The following is a 16,720-nucleotide window of genomic DNA, read 5'->3' as shown; positions in this document are numbered from 1 at the left end:
GAATGAACGTATTGATTGCATGAAATGCAAGTATTTCTTCATTACCTGGGAACCGGGCGCACCTAAAGGCTGCAAAGCCTTTGGCTTTAAAACGAAGATGCTGCCGAGCAGTATTGTTCTGCACTCCTCCGGCAAGCCTTGTATGCATTTCGAGCCTAAACAAAAGCAACAATCCTAAAACTTGCCGTTCTATTTATGCTTAGACCAGTTCGGATCGCTATTTTCTAACAAATAAGCGAAATCATTTTCCAACCGCTTCTGTTCTAATTTCTTTTTTTCTACTTCCTGCTTACGAATGTCTTCCTTGCGTGTCTCCTCGGCTTTCTTTAATTCCTCTGCCTGTGCTTTAAGCTTTGTTACAATATCTGCGCTGAGTAGCTCATTGAGCAAAACAGGTTTATCCTTCTCGCTTCCCGGAGTGAATTTGGCCGGTGAAGAGACAGCCGGTTTCCTTTTCTTACCCATAATAACGTTCCCCAATTCTTTAAATGATTTCTGATTGAGCTATGTATTCAAGAACATATTTATTTATAATAACACAAATCATTCGTTTACCTGCTTTTGAACCGCACCTGCCACTCGTAAACATTTTAACAAGCAGGAAAAGGATGAATCCTTATTTAAGAATTCATCCTTGATCATCTTTACATCTCCGATACGAAATGGTTCAGCTCATAGGTATATCAAACCAATGCATTAATAAAACAACAATTACAATCGAAACCAGATATGCCCAAAGCGGTTTCTTATGATGAAGTAACAGCATAGGAAACATCATCATATCAAATAACAACGAGTGGAATAAATTCCATCCATGTTGATATGAAATACGTCCAAAGGAATGCAAAATGGTTTCAACAAATACATATATGAAAACCCATTTGGTTAAATATATGAGCTGTTTCCTTATCGTTTGCGGGTACCGGGATAAGAAGATCAATACGCTAAGAGGCATAGTGACTAAAGCATATATAATGACTGTTATTTTCTCGTTAAACAGTAAATCCGGATAAAAATACCACATCGTATTATCTCTTGTTAAGTACTCATATAACAGTCCTCCTGCTGCTATGTAAAACATAGTGGGGTGATATTTTCTCCAATTCTGCCAATCTCCCCAGCGCCAAGCAGCGAAGATTGTAAATAAACAAACGATTAAATGCACAGAATCACCAACGTTTTCATATTTTTATCTTTTTTATATTCACCTCATTCACTTTAATTTATTCTTGTTTTGTTAATTTATCAATATTTTTACATTTATTACTTTGCGATTGCTGAAGAATGTATAAAATCATTCAACAGAACAATAATACTGGAATAATCTAGGGAAATGAGGTGTTCGTTTGAATTTCAATTCATATTGGTATCTGGGATTAGGTATCATTAGCCTCCTTCTGGTGGTTTATGTATGTATAAAAAATAGAAGCATTCGAAGCCTTTTGCTATTTTTCGCAATGATTGGAATTGGTTATCTCATTGAGATCGTTATTTATATTTTCTTGGGAAGCTATCAATACTATCCAAAATTTATTGCTCATGATCCATATTATGATAGTAATACGGGGGCGATTGCTTCAAATGCGTTAGCTTTACCTGCGGCAGCAACCTTCATAGCCGTTTTTCGATTAAGGTGGATTTGGTTGATTTTTATTACAGGTTTTTTTGTAGGGATAGAGTGGATATTTTTAAACCTTGGCATCTATACGCACAATTGGTGGCGACTTGAATATACAGCGCTTAGTCTTCCGGTATATTTTGCTGCGGCAATCATGTTGTACCCGCTAATTTTAAAACCCATAAAAGGAGTCATTCATTTTTTGCTCCTCCAATTGATTATAGGACCTGTTACAGGTACTTTGCACATTCTGCCCATCATGTTCTTCTCTAACAGATATTACCGTCCTGGCTGGTTTGAAAGCCAGGCTCATGATACAACCGCTTTTTCAGCCGTTTATTATATGTGTGCAAGTACCCTCCTTATTGTGATGGTGAAGCTCCACTGGAAATATGGATGGTTGAAATATGTGCTCATCCTAGCTGGTGTAACGGTCATGACGATTATCCTAAAAGCAGCAGGAATACTTTACAGCTTTGTTTGGTGGGACCCATTCTATTATGTTCTTTTGCCTATAGTTGTTTTAATCATTGCTGAGGCTGTCAATAAACGCCTTTCTATAGGGCCAGTTTCAAGGAAGCATTAAGTCTATCTAGACCGTTTAGATGCCGTATACAACATGGATCACAAGGAAATAATTAGTGCTATGAAAATGATAAAATACTTCAAATCCTCCATACAAAACGGACAACACAAGCAATTGGCGAAAAGGGAGCCGTTAAATGAAAGTCTCGATGAAAATATACGGAAAATAAAAAAAGATCTAGGCAGCAGCGACGATATTATTATCCGAGAAATCCGGATCGGCAATGAGGGGAGCATAAAGATAGCCGTTCTATATACAGATGGATTAGCAGACAAAAAAGTAATTACGGATTTTATTTTGGATACCCTTATGCTGGATACGAATACGGAATCGATTAAGCAGCTGCATGAAGACGACAAACGATTGGATGGTTTAAAATCCTTGGCCCTTAAAATAGGGGACAACAAAGAAATCGCAGACTTCGAAACCGTATACGCCTCTCTCCTATCGGGAGATACGATCATTTTATTGGATGGTTACCCGCAAGGTATTGCCGCCAGCACCCAAGGATGGAAAGACCGTGCTATGTTTTGAAAGTCTTGACACCGGTTGAAAAAATTCCCGCGAACAACATGTATCTCTCTCTCGAAACGTCGCAGAAGGTGTGGGCGCCTACTGCGGCTGTTACGCTGGATAAGCTCATGACGGACATTATCAGTGAAGGGAAAAATCCTGTGTTAACGGCTGTTAAAGTGGCGGGAGTCGGTAAAGGCCAATCCCAGCAAAATTTGGAGAAAATTGAGCCTCCCGGCCGTTTGAAATATTCGGACTTAGCGGTATTTAAAAAAGATAAATTAATCGGTTGGTTAAACGAAAAAGAAAGCAAAGGGTATAGATACATAAAAAATAAAGTGACGAACACTGTCGGGTCTCTGTCTTGTCCAGAGGGCGGAAATATTGCCGTCGAGGTTATGAAATCAGAAACGAAAGTCAAAGGAAGGATGAATAATGGAAAACCTCAAATTGATATCTAAATACAGTTGGAAGAAAATGTGGGCGAGGTAGAATGTCAAATCGATTTGACGGAAAGAAAAACAATTGAGGAGCTGGAAAAAAGAGCGGAACAAAAAGTAGCCGCTATCATGCTCAGAACCATCCATAAGGTGCAGAAAAGTTTAAAGGTGGATATTTTCGGATTCGGCGAGGAATCATGTTTTGATTGTTCTTGCCAATTTTCAAAGGATGGATTCAAACCTGCATGGACATAAATATGTTCTTTGTCTTCGTAGTAAAATGGAAGGCTATTCAAAAAAGATATATTCTGATTGTTCTTGCCAATTTTCAAAGGATGGATTCAAACCTGCATGGACATAAATATGTTCTTTGTCTTCGTAGTAAAATGGAAGGCTATTCAAAAAAGATATATGATGGTTGAAGTGCTTGTTAATGTACTCTTTTCCAAATTGTAATTTTTCTTCATCTGACATACCCACTAGAGATAAACCACAATAGCTTTCTAATGTAATAAGTCCACCATGTTGAAAAAATTTCATTTTAACGGTTTCATCTTCGCTGGTCATAACGTCAATGAATCGTTGGTCATGGTTTCCTCGAATCGCAATAACATTTCCTCCCTGTTGAAAAAATTTCATTTTAACGGTTTCATCTTCGCTGGTCATAACGTCAATGAATCGTTGGTCATGGTTTCCTCGAATCGCAATAACATTTCCTCCCTGAACCAGTTGCAGAACTTTCTCAACAACATCTTTACTTCGTGCTCCTCTGTCTACGTAGTCACCAAGAAGCAACAGTAAATCCTCGTTCTTTTTAAAATCTACCAATGCCAATAAGTTAATAAACTCGTCATAACAACCATGAATATCGCTTATAACTAATGTTCTTCTCAATCTCTACATTCCTTTCGTGAACCACTGAATCTCAATACCCTTAGAAAAATATTCTTCTATACACTGCTATTTCCCTTTTTAAGTAATTGGACTGTCTACGTAGTCACCAAGAAGCAACAGTAAATCCTCGTTCTTTTTAAAATCTACCAATGCCAATAAGTTAATAAACTCGTCATAGCAACCATGAATATCGCTTATAACTAATGTTCTTCTCAATCTCTACATTCCTTTCGTGAACCACTGAATCTCAATACCCTTAGAAAAATATTCTTCTATACACTGCTATTTCCCTTTTTAAGTAATTGGCAATTTCGTTATCCTGCCAGTTAACGGCGTTTTCAGTAAATAACTTTTCACGGTCCGAAGTAACGCCTTCAATAAAGTTAGGATCACGAATGTCGAGCTTATTGATAAACACTTCTGTTTCTGGATAAAGGAGCGACTGATAAATTCTTTCCTCGCCATTGGCGCACCGAGGAGAGCGGAATTGTTTTTTAACATGGAACGAATGAGACAACCATTGCCTAAAGCTGCACAAGAACTAACCTATAAGGGATATCTTGCGCTCCATCATCATCTGTTTCAGGACATTTACACTTGGGCTGGACAACAGAGAGAGTATACAACAGGCCGTGATGCAGCTCCCTTTGCTCCGCCCGAAAACATACAAGTTTGGTCCCTTGCCCGGTACTATCGGCGCAAATACGCCGGAAAAAAAAGGATATCCAAATTGCTTCGCGAATTCTCTTAAAATCATAAGGAGGAAAACTCAAGCATGAAGCAAAAAGCATTTATTTTGGCTGCATTGTTTTTATCGACAGGGGCTGCCCTGCTGGTCTTTGTTTTTTCGGGTATTTCCATGCTGTACACTTTGATTGGTATTCTGATACTGGCATTTATTATTGGAAGTATGATTTGGAGAAGAGTGTCACCCCACAAACGTGCGGAAATCAAGCGGCTTATAGGTTACGGTACGATAGCCGGCTTCCTGGCGACATGTCTTTACGATCTTTCCCGATTCCTATTAATTAAAGTGACCGGCATTCAATTTTGGCCGTTCGATATTTTCGGAATTTTCGGCAAAGCGCTCGTCGGCGATCATGCGACCGGTCTATGGGTCAGCATTCTCGGGGCAGCGTTCCATATCGCCAACGGTACTACATTCGGGATCGCTTATACGGTTGCGTTCGGACGCAAAGGCATTCTGGGGGGCTTGGTCTGGGCGATGGTTCTTGAACTGGCGATGGTTACCGTATATCCGGGTTGGCTTGACTTGAAAGTGCTTGACGAGTTCATTTCGGTTTCAATGGTCGGCCACTTCGTATATGGGATCGTGCTCGGGTATACGGCCAGGAAACTAATCTTGAGAAAGGAATTCTCTAATCATGTCTCAGCCTGAATCTCTTCTTCACTGGTTTGTACGTTTTTGGTGGGTTCAGCAGCCTGTACGGGCAAGCCGGTTCTCCAAAAAGCTCCCGTACACGTTCCTGGACGGCCTCTACTTGGCAGCCTGGCCGGCAGTTGCTGCTTCGGCCCCGGTGCTGGCGTTGTTCTCCGGTCTGGTGATCGGGTGGTGGCATCCGGATTTCGACAGCGTCTTCAGCGAATCACTGGTGGTGCTTATGATTGCGGCAATTGTGGGAATGAGCAGCGCGCATCTCGGCCTGCTTTTTATCGCCGGTTTTATATTCGGTGATTTTTTTCTCCATCACACAAGCTGGACTCAGGTCGGATGGAGGCGGAACGAGGGGGTCTTTGAGCATGTCATTAAGGTGAGGCTCCCGCTTTTGATCGAGTACGGACTATTATATTTATTAGTAGTGAAAATTCCCATGATAACCAAGGCGTTGTCCGCTCAGCTCAGATTTTCCTTCCTGCCATTGAAAGCCGGTTTCAGCGTAGCGGCAGCACTGTATGTGCTGCTTACCGGAGTGCTTGTTTATTTTTGGACGCAAACCGTGCCGATACTCATCCGGCCTGTATTTACATGGGTTTCAGCCCGTCCTCCGGCGGAGGCAGTCGTTCCTTTGCAACAATACGAATGGGTCATCGTCTTTGTCGCGGTTGTGACCGCCGCCATTCGAATGCTACTGCAGGGGATGACGGCGTTTCGCAGCGAAGTTGGAATGCCGCTTGACCGGCTGGAGCAGGAGTTAAAGGAACACCCACCGGTCGAATCGCTCGGAGACCGGATAAATCCTTGGTTTACTATGGCGGTCACCGCGTTGTGGTCGGTACTGCTGATTGCGGGTGTATACAAGTCATGGATCGATCCTGTCCTGATCGGAGCGTTGGTTTTTGTGCTTCTGGCGGTCCGTCAGCAGTTAATTCCCGTTCCTCTCGGTGCCTGGCCCAGTCTGATGGAGAAAATTCCGCTGCTGATCCGTTTGGTTATCGGATTTACTCTTATTAAAATCATTTCTTCGGCGATGTTGGAAAATGTGATGCGCTCCACGAATACATTCCGTCCGCTGCTTCTGATGACCGCACTTTCGATGCTGATTATATTCCTGCTGACTCCCCAGCTTCCGGTCGCAGAGCCGAAGGAGGGTGAGCCGTCAAAATGAAACATTGTTCTCCTTTTGGCATTCTGATCGGATTGTGTTTGTTTTTCGGGTTTCCGGACATGGCATTCGCCGACAATTGCGGGAGCTTTAGCGATTGTTTTAACACGCAGAGAGCTGCGGTCTCCGCTACCGTCGGTTTGGGGATATTTGCCACATTGCTTAGTATCGGGCTTAATTTTGTCCCCGTCGTCGGTCAGGTGAAGGGCGTCATCGAAGCGGTCACGGGCAAAGACTTGATCACAGGCGAAGAGCTCGAAACGTGGGAAAGAGCGATGAATCTCGTTCCTTTCGGAGCGATTGGGAAAGTGGGCAGAATCGGCGATATATTGGATACCAGCGGGGATCTTGGCAGAGGCGTACGCCATACCGACGATGTCGGGGGACTGGTTAATGCCGGCAGAGCGGGGCGGTCGGATATCCCTTCGGGCGGTTTGCGCGATGACATCGGCGGCAGCGGTTCAAGGCGCTCGCCCAATGAAACGCCGGAACGTTCTCCCGGCAGCGATCCCGCAAGCTCCGGTGCGGGAGGCGGCTCCAAACCGCCCCGCGATCAAGGCGGCGGTTCCGGGAGCCGCGGCGACGATGGCGATGGTCCCGGTAATCCGAGGGACGAGGGCCGCTCTGGCAAACCGCACGAAGGCGAAGGCAATAATTCCGATGAGGGGACGGGACAAGGTAGTAAAGGTAATATAGATGTAGGCAAAGCAGATTTAGACGCATATAGAAACAAACTTGGAGTTCCTGAGACTGATACAGTAGCGGTTGGTAAAACAGACGTTAAAGGATTAGAGGATTTAACGTTTACTGGTGGATCCCCTAAGGTAAGGAAAGAAGCTGGGTTACCAGATTTAGATTCAGCTATGCCAGATAGACCTATAAAGTCACCATCAAGTCATCCTCTCTCTACTAGACATGCTGAAGAAGGTGTAATAAACGAATTTGTCGAACAAGTTGAAAAAAAGGGATTAAAACCAGAAGAAGTAGTTGGCACATTAAATATACACCAGTCTAATCCAAAAGGTGTTTGTACTACGTGTATTCAAGGTATTTCAAACCCAAATGTAGAACCAGGTATATTTATGCAACTTAGTTTGAAAAATCCAAACCTCACGATTAATGTGACAACCGAAATAGTTGAAGGAGTTAAACCAGCGGGAAAACTTTCTTTCACTCTGCAAAATGGTAAAATTATTGATTAAGGAGGGAATCATTTGTCCAATATTAATAAATTAAGTTCTGATACGCAGGTAGTGTTCCTCTTGATATTATCAAGTAAGATTATTGATATTATTTCTACTTCAGATGGTTATCAAGAAGCTAAAGAAGCTCTAGAAGTTTGTTGGAAATGGGTTGAAAATAAAAACGTTTCAGGGGATAGCATATATGAGTACTTAGACAATGGAGATGAAACAGGCCTTTTGATACAGATGCAATATGAAAAAGACGAACAGAAAGTGAATGTATGGAATTGCGTAATAGATGCAATTGCATTTACTAACTGGAAAGCATACCAAAATGATGGTGAAAAATATTTACCTGCCCCAATCGAGGCAGTTGATGAAGATCTGATTAACCATTTTATAACTTCCTTTAATTTGGTTGATTCATCTGATGCTTTGATAATAGAGAGAGTAGAAAATTATCTGCTTACAAATTTCCCAAGTAGCAATAGTAGCCTTATTGTAAAAAGTGAAATTATGAAAGCTATTTTCGAGTAGTCAAATTCAATTAATACTGAAGTTTCCAGAGCTGCTCGCGTGGGTGGACGTAAATACGGACGCACCGCAGGCGGCTATCGGGGCATTCGTGGTCCGGAAAGTGCTGCTCGAGCAACCGGCGGTTCAAACGCTTCTGGAAGGCGAAAAGATCTCGGATGCTGTCTGCTTCCTTGTTAGGCCACTGCTTACCCCCTTGTTTCCTTGATCAAAGTTACCATATTGAACTAAACTCCCATTAGCGAAGTGAAGGGCCATTACCATTTCTCCCCTTCATCTGTTTTCTTCGTTATAATTTCTCCTTAAAGCCCGCAGACGTGGCTTCCGGCGGTCTCGTATAAACGGTTAAATATCGTTTATTCCGGTGCCGCAACAGCCGCTCCAAATCTTGCTCCGTCACATCCGGATGTTTCGCCAACTCATTTGCAAAGGTATGACGCAAATCATGCGGCCGCAGCGGCGAAATGTGACGTTCCGGATCTTTCAGCTCTGCATCGTACCATTTACCGATTTGTTCTAAGATTCGGTTAATGGAGCGAGGATACAGCCGGCCATCTATTTTTCGAGCTGGTGTTCCTTTCGCAATTAAGAACAAGGCAATCGTTTCCTCCGCATAATCCAGATGCCTTTCGAATTCCAAATAATCGGCCAGGGCAGCCCTTACATCGGCCGACAAGTACTCGGTTCCTTCCGTTTTTCCCTTTCCGCGTATCCGGACGATCTTTGCACTGCGAGCTGCACGGGATCACTGGGTTCCACTTGATCCAAGTTCAGATTTACAAGTTCCTCCCGGCGTAGCCCCGTAGAAAGAAGAACGTAAACAATCGCCCGATCGCGCCGCGGGCGCGCGTGCGTTTTGAGTTCCATTTTTCCCTTCATTCGGCGCCGGTCCTTTTTGAGGTGAAACCGCTCCAGCCGGTCACAGATGTTTTTCAGGGTCAGAATCTGCTCGGAAGTAAGTGTTCTGGGTTCAGGGTCCGGCAGCAAAATCTCTCGGATCCCTTTGGTCGGGTCTTCCGACAACAGATGCGGTGCTCGAATCCGAAGCCACTTCATAAATCGGGACAGTGCGGCCTGGTGATTGTTCACGGTGGCGGGCGCATACCCCTTCCCTCCCTTTTCGGGAGGATGATACAGCTGCTCGAGCCACGCCGTAACTCCCCTGCTTCACCTAAAAAATACAAAACGGCTTCATGCGGCTTGATATCGGGAACGGCCCATTGTATCTCTATGGGATCCCACCACATGCCCATCAAGCTAAGAACTTTCATTTTGGAATCAAGTGATGAACTCTCTTATTTTCATGAGTAGTCGATTTGTTTACTTACAAATAAACATGATGCTAAATAAGCCTAAACCACTAGGCTTTTTTTAAAAACGTAAGCTATGCAACCTTCTTGGTAGAGAAGTATACTCGTATTTTTTCCAACAGATAAATCAGACGAGACAGGTATTGCGAAAGCTTTTATCTAAACGTGAGCTGGAGCAACTGGCAAAAGAAAGTTTTGAAATAGCTAAAGAACTCAGCCTTCCACTAAAGAAGAAAAAGAGAAAACAAGTTTCAAAAAAATAGTTAAGTAAATTAAATCAAGAGGAATCACAAGCGGAATCAGTAACGTGGGGGCGGCATCCGTTGCCGCAAACTCATCAAGTTCAAGTTCAAGCGGGGGTTCGGACGGCTCATGTCTGCATAAAAAACGACGAAAGCGTTAACCCTCGTCGTCTGGCACTCCACTTCGATTTCTACGTTCATACAATTGCAATGCTTTTTCCTATATAAACATTCGAGTCTTCCGGATCAAGAGGTCCGCAAGCGACTAATTGAATTTGTAAAGCACCGCCGCTTTCGGTTACGTTTAACGGTTAGCAAAGCGAGGGTTTCGTTTCTTTAGAAAATTAACGAGGTCTGCTATATGTTCCATATCGTTTGAAGCAATACGGAACCATTGTAGGGGTGCCTTTTTTTGTTGTTGTCGGGTTGACGATAATTCGCCTGTTTTTTGTTGAGAAGAAGTATAAATAAAATCCGTTTGTAAAAAACTGTTGAGACGATATTAATGCGTCAGGGAATTTACACGTATGGAACTCATTTATTTCATCGGATCAATATCTCATTGAATTTGGAATTTCTTTTGATGATAAAGCAAAAAAAAAATTTCCCGAATGAAGGGAAGGTAAACTTTTGTACGATTTCATAAACAGTGGAATAGGTGTTATTACAATATTGATTCTCTGCATAGGCGGTCTTTGTTTACTCGGTTATTTACTATGTAAAGTGGATGAAAAAACGAAACCCGCTGAATCAAGTGATAATACAAAATACCGTTACGTTCGAGCAAAGGACGCTTTCCAAGTGAGTGATTCCCAAGTAAATAACACTCACCGAACCGACGGTTTTTCAAATGTCGATACGAATACTAATACCAACAGCAATGCAAACTGCGCTGTAGGAAGTAACTCTACATTTAATAACAGCGGAAATGGCGGTTCCAATTCGAGTACAGGTGGAAGCTCAAGCGGAAGCAGTAACATGGGAACTGCATCCGTTGCCGCAAACTCATCAAGTTCAAGCAGTGGTTCGTCTGGCGGGGGTTCGGACGGCTCATAGAAAAAACGACGAAAGCGTTAACCTTCGTCGTTTGGCTTTCAAATTAAGTTTTCATTCAAGTGTATTCTTCATTATGTTTCTTACTCTTGTAATTGTTGCTTTTCCTTTGGACAAGTCAACAATTCTATTAAGTAATTTCCATCTTAGACAAGCTATTTCCTCAAATAATTCTAATTCATCAATCGTATATTGATTCAGATGCAAAAAGGATTTATGGGCAGTCTCCGTACTGACAATCTCAGACATATGTACAAAATTTCTTATTTTGTGAATATGTAAAAGAGCTGCCGCGGCAGCACCTTTATCGTTTGTATAGAGTTGTCGGTTGACAAGAACTTGATGTCATAAATGACAAGAACTTTATCTCATTCCTGACTTTTCTCTTTAGTGCCGAAAAATTGCAAATAAAAAGCCACCAATTATTTGGTGGCTGTCTTTAAAACCTCAGTTTCGATACAAAACGATCTATAATTAATCGGAGTTGTTTATTTTCTTCGGTCGGGTTATTAAAAACATTCATTGCAACATTCATTGGCGTAAACGATTTCATACGATTTATTTTTCTCTTACTTTTAAGTGATCGATTCGGGCATTCAAGATCTTGAATCTTTTGTTTGCTCTGTTCATGAAGAAAGTATTCAGTCTAACTTCCCTAAGAATCCACTTGCCATTATCATGTTTCAATTAAGTCCGCTTTAGGGTTCCTAATTTGGAAAATCAGGGGGTATGGGAGTTTAATTAAAAACGATTCCATTGATGAAAATGGAGTTAATTTTCATGGGAGCTCAATGAAGTGTATCTAAAATTTTTCGTAAATCTGAGCATAAGCCTTAGTTATGCCCCTTACTTCGGTGAAAACGAGAGGTTTCCCTCTAATGCATTCTGATGCGGCCCTGTGGCGAATAAATAAAGAGGCCACCCTGATTAGAGCGGCCGTCTCTCATCGCCTATTTCGTGTCACCTGCGTAAAACAGCAAATAATTTTCCGCCTGGCTGGACCAATACGCCGCATCGTGTGCGCCACCCGGAATGTAATGGAATTGATAATTTTTCAAGTTCTGATCCTGCATAATTTCATTGAATCGCAACGCACCGTCTTTCAACCAATCCGCATCCCCGATATCTACATAAATATCCAACATGTTCTGCTTCTCATGCATTGCAAGCCATGTTGGGTTATTTTGCTGCCTTTCCTCGTCCGTGCCTCCTGCCATCTGCTTGAGCGGTTCCCACATATACTCGAACAATGCCGGAGCATGACCGCCTACCTTGCTGTACAAATTATGGTGTTTGAATGCTGCAAGCAGTGCCGAATACCCGCCCATAGACGTTCCCCCGATGTATCGGCCGCTTCTCGATTTCTGGGTGGAATAAGTGGAATCGATAAATTCGATCAAATCTTTCGTAATATAATCTTCATAACGGCCTACGTGCCAGTAGTTGTTGACCATACCGACTTCATCTGCCGAGTTCAGACCCCAGCTGCGGTCATACTGAGGAGAAACGATTATTAAGGGCCGTATTTTCCTTAAACCGATCAACCGGTCAGTTTGTTCATCCAGCAACACTTGATCAAACCAGAAGTCCTCGTCCTCATCCAGTTTGTGCAAGACATACAATACTGGATATTTTTCGTTTTCGTTATAGCCTGGCGGTAAATAAACGTTCACGTTCATTTCTTTTTGTAAAGATGTGCTGAACAGACTTGTTTTTACGATGCTGGATGTTGCCTGAGCATCCTCGCCCGGCGCAGCGAAAACATTACTGTACAGCATCGTGACTGCCAACATCAAGCCTAGAACCAAGAGCATTGACTTCCTTCTCATCTTTCATCCTCCTTAACGAAATCTTGATATCAGGGTGAGGTTCTTCCTCGTTCCAACCTAATTCTAGCTAAATGCCGACCTCAGAAACATAGACGATCTGCATCGATCAACTGACAATTGGAAACGCCAAACAAATAGTATAAAATGGAAAGTGACGATGCGGGAGGTGATAGTCAATGGAATTGGCAACGGTCGGACAGGTGGTATGGGGGCAGTTTCTTCATGAAATGAAGTGTTTCCCGAACGAAGATTTCGTGATCGATCGGGGGCTTCACACCCGTTATCGACTATTGTTTATAATGGAAGGAAACGGCATCTTGCAGATCGGGACGATCCGGCACTCTATTATTTCACCGGCCTTTTACTGTATTAACGAGAGGGAGCCGTTACAATTGGCTGCACACTCCGGGGTGAAAGCAAGCTCGGTTTATTTCCACCCGAAAGTGATTAACAATAAGCTTTCGTTACGGGAAAATTTGTTCGATAACGAAGGCCTCGCCACTTCGGACATTCAGGATGCATGGTTACTGGAGACTTTCTTCAACCGGTCGGACGGATATTACGGATGTGTGCCTATCGATGTTTCTTTTGTGCACCACGTTCAACGAATCATGGAGGAAATTCATCATATTCTCTCTACAAGTTCGCCCAATTGGCCTTGCCAAAGCCGGTCCTATCTACAGGAATTGCTTTTTCTCATCCGAAGATTGTACCGGAAAAGCAAGGAAACGGCGCACCGCATTCCTCAAGCTCCTCCGGATATCGATGAAGTCATTCAATACTTGCATGTTTACTATAATAACAAAATCGGATTAGACGAGTTGGCCAAGAGGTTTCACACCAATCGCACGACGTTGAACCGCAAAGTAAACTCGGTAACAGGCATGTCGATCGTCACCTATGTAAACAGTCTGCGAATCCAATTAGCCTCTTCCATGCTGTGCAATACTACTCTGAAGGTGACGGAGATTATGGATCGGGTCGGGTTTACCGACGACGCATATTTTATCCGGGTGTTCCGCAAACAAACCGGCTACACGCCGGCGGAGTACCGCAAACAATTCGGTTCCCTATAGTTAATCCGGTGTTTCCGGACCTCGTTCCCACTTCAAAACGGGCTCACATGATCATTTTTTCGGTCGCCGCATGATCGAGGTTGTGGCAATGATCCTTCTACATCCCCAGAATTGTTTGATTTGTAAAAAACAGCGACAGCCAGGGACGTGAAAATAAAGTCCTAGACTGCCACTGTTTTATTACACTTCAGTTCAAATTGGCACCGGACCGCAGCACTTGCCCATCCATGCGTTATTCAACTATACCTGATAGTCGAACATTGGTTGGCCCTTCCTCTATAATTTACCTTTTACCTAACTAAATCTATAATTAAAACAAAAGTCAAAGGTGGTGTTTTATGATTTTACAAACCGATCGTTTGATTTTGCGTGAGTTTACCTCGGAGGATGTTCAGGCAGTTCACAACTATGCTTCCGACATTGAAGTTTGCAGATACACGGACTGGGGGCCGAACACGCTTGACGACACACGAGCATTCATCGAGGACGTTATTGCCTCTCAAAGTGAGCATCCAAGAAATCAATTTACGGTTGCAATTGTGGTCAAAGAATCAAATTCGTTAATTGGAGCGAGCAGTATAATCAAGAAAGAAGTATTACAAGGTGAAGTGGGTTACGTCCTGAACCGAGACTATTGGGGTCATGGTTTTGCGTCCGAGGCTGCTAAGGCTATGCTGAACTTCGGTTTTAAAGAACTGAAACTTCATCGCATATGTGCTACTTGCAGACCTCAAAACAAGGGCTCCTTTCGTGTAATGGAGAAACTCGGTATGCGCAAAGAAGGTCACTTCCGTGAACATCTATTTTTCAAAGAGAAATGGCACGATTCGTTTCTATATAGTATTTTGTCTTCGGAATATTAGTCTGAAGTAGCATTTCTGTAGCAAGAATTAATCACATTCTTTATGGAGTATTCTGCCAGTTACTTCAATGAGCATCAAAAAGGAGCTGTCCTCGCGGCAGCTCCCCCACTATCGTTCCCGTTAGCTCAATGATTGGTGAAGTATTTACATTCCTACCTGTATTTCGTCAAGCAAAATTACTCGAAAAAATCGTGCATTTTTACCCATCGTCGTCAGGGATATTTTTCAATAATGGGTCAGCTATTTCTGTCCTCCCCAGCGACGGGTGCGAAAAATCCATTCTGCACAGCTTGTTTCACCCACTCTATGAGCGAAGTGCCCGGTGCGGCAGAACGCAGCTCGTCGATGACTTGGTCTGGCTTCGGAAGTAAATGAGTATTTAATCCAAGCCATTTGTACGAGTCGGCCAGGCCTTCTGCTGTTTCCTTGCCCAGTACCGGAGATAACGCTTCTTCGAATGCTTCCACTGGGAGAGAGAAAAACTGTATCTCACGATCCAATGCAGCACTGAATTTCTCAGCCAGTTGAGTGCCGGTCATCGCCTCAGGCCCTACGATAGGCAATGCCTGCCCTGCCAGTTCTGGATGGTTAAGCGCATATACGCCATAAGCAGCCGCATCTTCCATGCTGATCCAGGTGATTGCAGAATCGGCTGGTACAGGATAAGCCAGTGTTTGGTTGCCTACAACGCCGGGGATTAGGAAGTTTTCCATATAAAATGTAGGTTGAAGGATGATAGACGGAATGCCGCTTTGCTTCACATAAGCAATCAATTCTCTCTTAATATCATAGGCAGTGACACCTGTAATATCATCCGGAACGAAACCGCTGGTATTAAAAACGAGAAGCTTAATATTGGCACGTTTGGCGGCATCGACGGTATTGCGGATGAATTGGTGATTACGCTCCAGGTCATAGTCCACCGGTAACAGCAGGAACACTTTGCTGATTCCATCATGAGCTGAAGATAGACTGTCTACATCTGACAGATCGCCAACAAAGGCAGTAATGCCTTGCTTTTGAAGCTCGGCTGCCTTGTCCGAACTTCTTACGATCGTATGAACGGTGTATCCTTCATTCAAAAGCTTACGAGCGACTGCACCTCCTTGCACGCCTCCAGCTCCATAAACCAATACTTTATCCTTAGTTGCCATTGATCATCATCCTTTCGTTTACTAAAAGTAATTTACTGATTATAGTTAAATAATATAGGCTTAAATTCAATTATGTAAGTACGCACATGTAGGATATATAGTATCCTTTAGGATACCTTAAATAAGGAGGGAAACAGAGTGGATGAACAACACTCACAGTGCTCACCATGTCCGGTTGAATTTACGGTCAATATGGTTGGAGGCAAGTATAAGCTTGTCATTTTACACAAGCTTTCGATTCATGGGGTGAGACGGTTCAATGAATTAAGAAAAGATTTTCCAAATATTACACAGCGTACACTCACTCGCCAGCTGCGTGAGCTCGAAAGCGATGGGCTGATTAACCGACAAGTGTATTCTGAAATTCCACCCAAGGTAGAGTATTCACTATCAGAGACCGGGAAGAGCCTTCATTCTATACTTCATCAAATAGAGAATTGGGGCTTGAACTATATCGCAAATAATCCAAAATAATGATAGGCAGTAACAAGTATGTGCCGGTGGGCGTCTCGAACGGTTTCCCATGATAATAGTACGATAGTTTAAAAAAGATTGGATTAAGCCTGAACAACGTGCTTAACCAATCTTTTCTTATATGATTAAACCTTCCTTATTTTGCTCCGCAAATCTGCCCGTTAGCCATCCTTGCCGCTCACGCGACATCATAGATTATGGAAGTAATTACGTTCTTCCATGGGAGCGTAATGAAGGGCTACCACATGGCCAATGTCATTTAGTTAAGGTGCAGGTCCAAATATCAAGAAAAAGAGCAGGTTATCGAAAAAGATAGCCCGCTCTTTTTTTTGTACGAAAAAGAGAAAAAAAGATAGCCCGCTCTTTTTTTTGTACGAAAAAGAGAA

Annotated in this window: 18 protein-coding genes and 1 pseudogene; 11 read left to right on the top strand and 8 right to left on the bottom strand. The window is 42.9% G+C overall.

Features of this window, described 5'->3' with window-relative positions; translation table 11 throughout:
- Window positions 1–189: 189 nt before the first annotated feature.
- The gene (locus ASG81_RS19550) at window positions 190–465 is read right to left on the bottom strand and encodes a YqkE family protein (RefSeq protein WP_056637985.1); all 276 of its coding nucleotides are present in this window, start codon (window positions 463–465) and stop codon (window positions 190–192) included.
- A gap of 202 nt (window positions 466–667) precedes the next feature.
- Window positions 668–1,165, bottom strand: a complete 498-nt coding sequence (locus ASG81_RS33730) for a CBO0543 family protein (protein ID WP_056637981.1) — start codon at window positions 1,163–1,165, stop codon at window positions 668–670.
- A gap of 181 nt (window positions 1,166–1,346) precedes the next feature.
- On the opposite strand from ASG81_RS33730, the gene ASG81_RS19540 reads away from it, so the two are divergent.
- From ASG81_RS19540 to ASG81_RS32895, 3 genes and pseudogenes are all read left to right on the top strand, one after another.
- Window positions 1,347–2,204: a hypothetical protein gene (locus ASG81_RS19540; protein WP_056637978.1), complete on the top strand. Its 858-nt coding sequence runs from the start codon at window positions 1,347–1,349 to the stop codon at window positions 2,202–2,204.
- Window positions 2,205–2,264: 60 nt separating this feature from the next.
- Window positions 2,265–2,738 (top strand): spore germination protein, encoded by a 474-nt coding sequence (locus ASG81_RS19535; RefSeq protein WP_056637976.1) that lies wholly within the window; start codon window positions 2,265–2,267, stop codon window positions 2,736–2,738.
- Window positions 2,714–3,412, top strand: a pseudogene (locus ASG81_RS32895) (Ger(x)C family spore germination protein). The gene ASG81_RS19535 and the pseudogene ASG81_RS32895 overlap by 25 nt, the downstream one beginning before the upstream one ends.
- Window positions 3,413–3,445: 33 nt before the next feature.
- On the opposite strand, the gene ASG81_RS19520 reads toward ASG81_RS32895, so the two are convergent.
- Both ASG81_RS19520 and ASG81_RS33525 read right to left on the bottom strand, forming a co-directional pair.
- The gene (locus tag ASG81_RS19520; RefSeq protein WP_056637966.1) at window positions 3,446–4,051 is read right to left on the bottom strand and encodes a metallophosphoesterase; all 606 of its coding nucleotides are present in this window, start codon (window positions 4,049–4,051) and stop codon (window positions 3,446–3,448) included.
- A gap of 78 nt (window positions 4,052–4,129) precedes the next feature.
- On the bottom strand, window positions 4,130–4,267 hold the full coding sequence (locus tag ASG81_RS33525) for a metallophosphoesterase (protein ID WP_081417441.1): 138 nt from the start codon (window positions 4,265–4,267) through the stop codon (window positions 4,130–4,132).
- Between the two features lie 559 nt (window positions 4,268–4,826).
- Here ASG81_RS33525 and ASG81_RS19510 point away from each other — a divergent pair.
- From ASG81_RS19510 to ASG81_RS19495, 4 genes are read left to right on the top strand one after another with little or no spacing between them, the layout of a single operon-like run.
- Entirely contained in the window at window positions 4,827–5,450 is a 624-nt protein-coding gene (locus ASG81_RS19510) for a DUF6789 family protein (protein ID WP_056637960.1), read from the top strand.
- Complete coding sequence (locus tag ASG81_RS19505) at window positions 5,437–6,618, top strand: hypothetical protein (RefSeq protein WP_056637957.1); 1,182 nt, start codon at window positions 5,437–5,439, stop codon at window positions 6,616–6,618. The genes ASG81_RS19510 and ASG81_RS19505 overlap by 14 nt, the downstream gene beginning before the upstream one ends.
- A complete protein-coding gene (locus tag ASG81_RS30035) occupies window positions 6,615–7,817 on the top strand; it encodes a pre-toxin TG domain-containing protein (RefSeq protein WP_081417440.1) in 1,203 nt (400 codons plus the stop codon). Before ASG81_RS19505 ends, ASG81_RS30035 begins: the two co-directional genes overlap by 4 nt.
- A gap of 12 nt (window positions 7,818–7,829) precedes the next feature.
- Window positions 7,830–8,336: an Imm6 family immunity protein gene (locus tag ASG81_RS19495; protein ID WP_056637954.1), complete on the top strand. Its 507-nt coding sequence runs from the start codon at window positions 7,830–7,832 to the stop codon at window positions 8,334–8,336.
- Window positions 8,337–8,622: 286 nt separating this feature from the next.
- Here the strand turns inward: ASG81_RS19495 and ASG81_RS32885 are convergent, their stop codons facing one another.
- Window positions 8,623–9,009, bottom strand: a complete 387-nt coding sequence (locus ASG81_RS32885; RefSeq protein WP_056637951.1) for a site-specific integrase — start codon at window positions 9,007–9,009, stop codon at window positions 8,623–8,625.
- Window positions 8,994–9,422 (bottom strand): hypothetical protein, encoded by a 429-nt coding sequence (locus ASG81_RS32880; RefSeq protein ID WP_056637949.1) that lies wholly within the window; start codon window positions 9,420–9,422, stop codon window positions 8,994–8,996. Before ASG81_RS32880 ends, ASG81_RS32885 begins: the two co-directional genes overlap by 16 nt.
- A 1,391-nt stretch (window positions 9,423–10,813) precedes the next feature.
- Here ASG81_RS32880 and ASG81_RS31065 point away from each other — a divergent pair.
- Window positions 10,814–11,134: a hypothetical protein gene (locus tag ASG81_RS31065; RefSeq protein WP_155971662.1), complete on the top strand. Its 321-nt coding sequence runs from the start codon at window positions 10,814–10,816 to the stop codon at window positions 11,132–11,134.
- Window positions 11,135–11,888: 754 nt separating this feature from the next.
- On the opposite strand, the gene ASG81_RS19480 is transcribed toward ASG81_RS31065, so the two are convergent.
- Window positions 11,889–12,767: an alpha/beta hydrolase gene (locus ASG81_RS19480; protein WP_056637946.1), complete on the bottom strand. Its 879-nt coding sequence runs from the start codon at window positions 12,765–12,767 to the stop codon at window positions 11,889–11,891.
- Between the two features lie 176 nt (window positions 12,768–12,943).
- Between ASG81_RS19480 and ASG81_RS19475 the strand changes: the two genes are divergently transcribed.
- Together ASG81_RS19475 and ASG81_RS19470 are read left to right on the top strand one after the other, a co-directional pair.
- Window positions 12,944–13,843 carry a helix-turn-helix domain-containing protein gene (locus ASG81_RS19475; protein ID WP_056637942.1) on the top strand — a complete coding sequence of 300 codons (900 nt, stop codon included), beginning with the start codon at window positions 12,944–12,946 and terminating at the stop codon, window positions 13,841–13,843.
- 338 nt (window positions 13,844–14,181) lie between these two features.
- Window positions 14,182–14,706, top strand: a complete 525-nt coding sequence (locus ASG81_RS19470; RefSeq protein WP_056637939.1) for a GNAT family N-acetyltransferase — start codon at window positions 14,182–14,184, stop codon at window positions 14,704–14,706.
- A gap of 236 nt (window positions 14,707–14,942) precedes the next feature.
- Here ASG81_RS19470 and ASG81_RS19465 read toward each other — a convergent pair whose 3' ends face one another.
- Window positions 14,943–15,860, bottom strand: coding sequence for an SDR family oxidoreductase (locus tag ASG81_RS19465; RefSeq protein ID WP_056637936.1), 918 nt, complete (start codon window positions 15,858–15,860; stop codon window positions 14,943–14,945).
- 138 nt (window positions 15,861–15,998) lie between these two features.
- Here ASG81_RS19465 and ASG81_RS19460 point away from each other — a divergent pair, with 138 nt between their 5' ends.
- Window positions 15,999–16,334 (top strand): winged helix-turn-helix transcriptional regulator, encoded by a 336-nt coding sequence (locus ASG81_RS19460; protein WP_056637933.1) that lies wholly within the window; start codon window positions 15,999–16,001, stop codon window positions 16,332–16,334.
- The last annotated feature ends 386 nt before the right edge of the window (window positions 16,335–16,720 follow it).

Origin of the sequence: Paenibacillus sp. Soil522 (assembly GCF_001428245.1) — a bacterium.
GTDB lineage: Bacteria > Bacillota > Bacilli > Paenibacillales > Paenibacillaceae > Pristimantibacillus.
The sequence above is the reverse complement of the archived record's forward strand: the minus strand, read 5'-3'. Positions and strand labels throughout refer to the sequence as shown.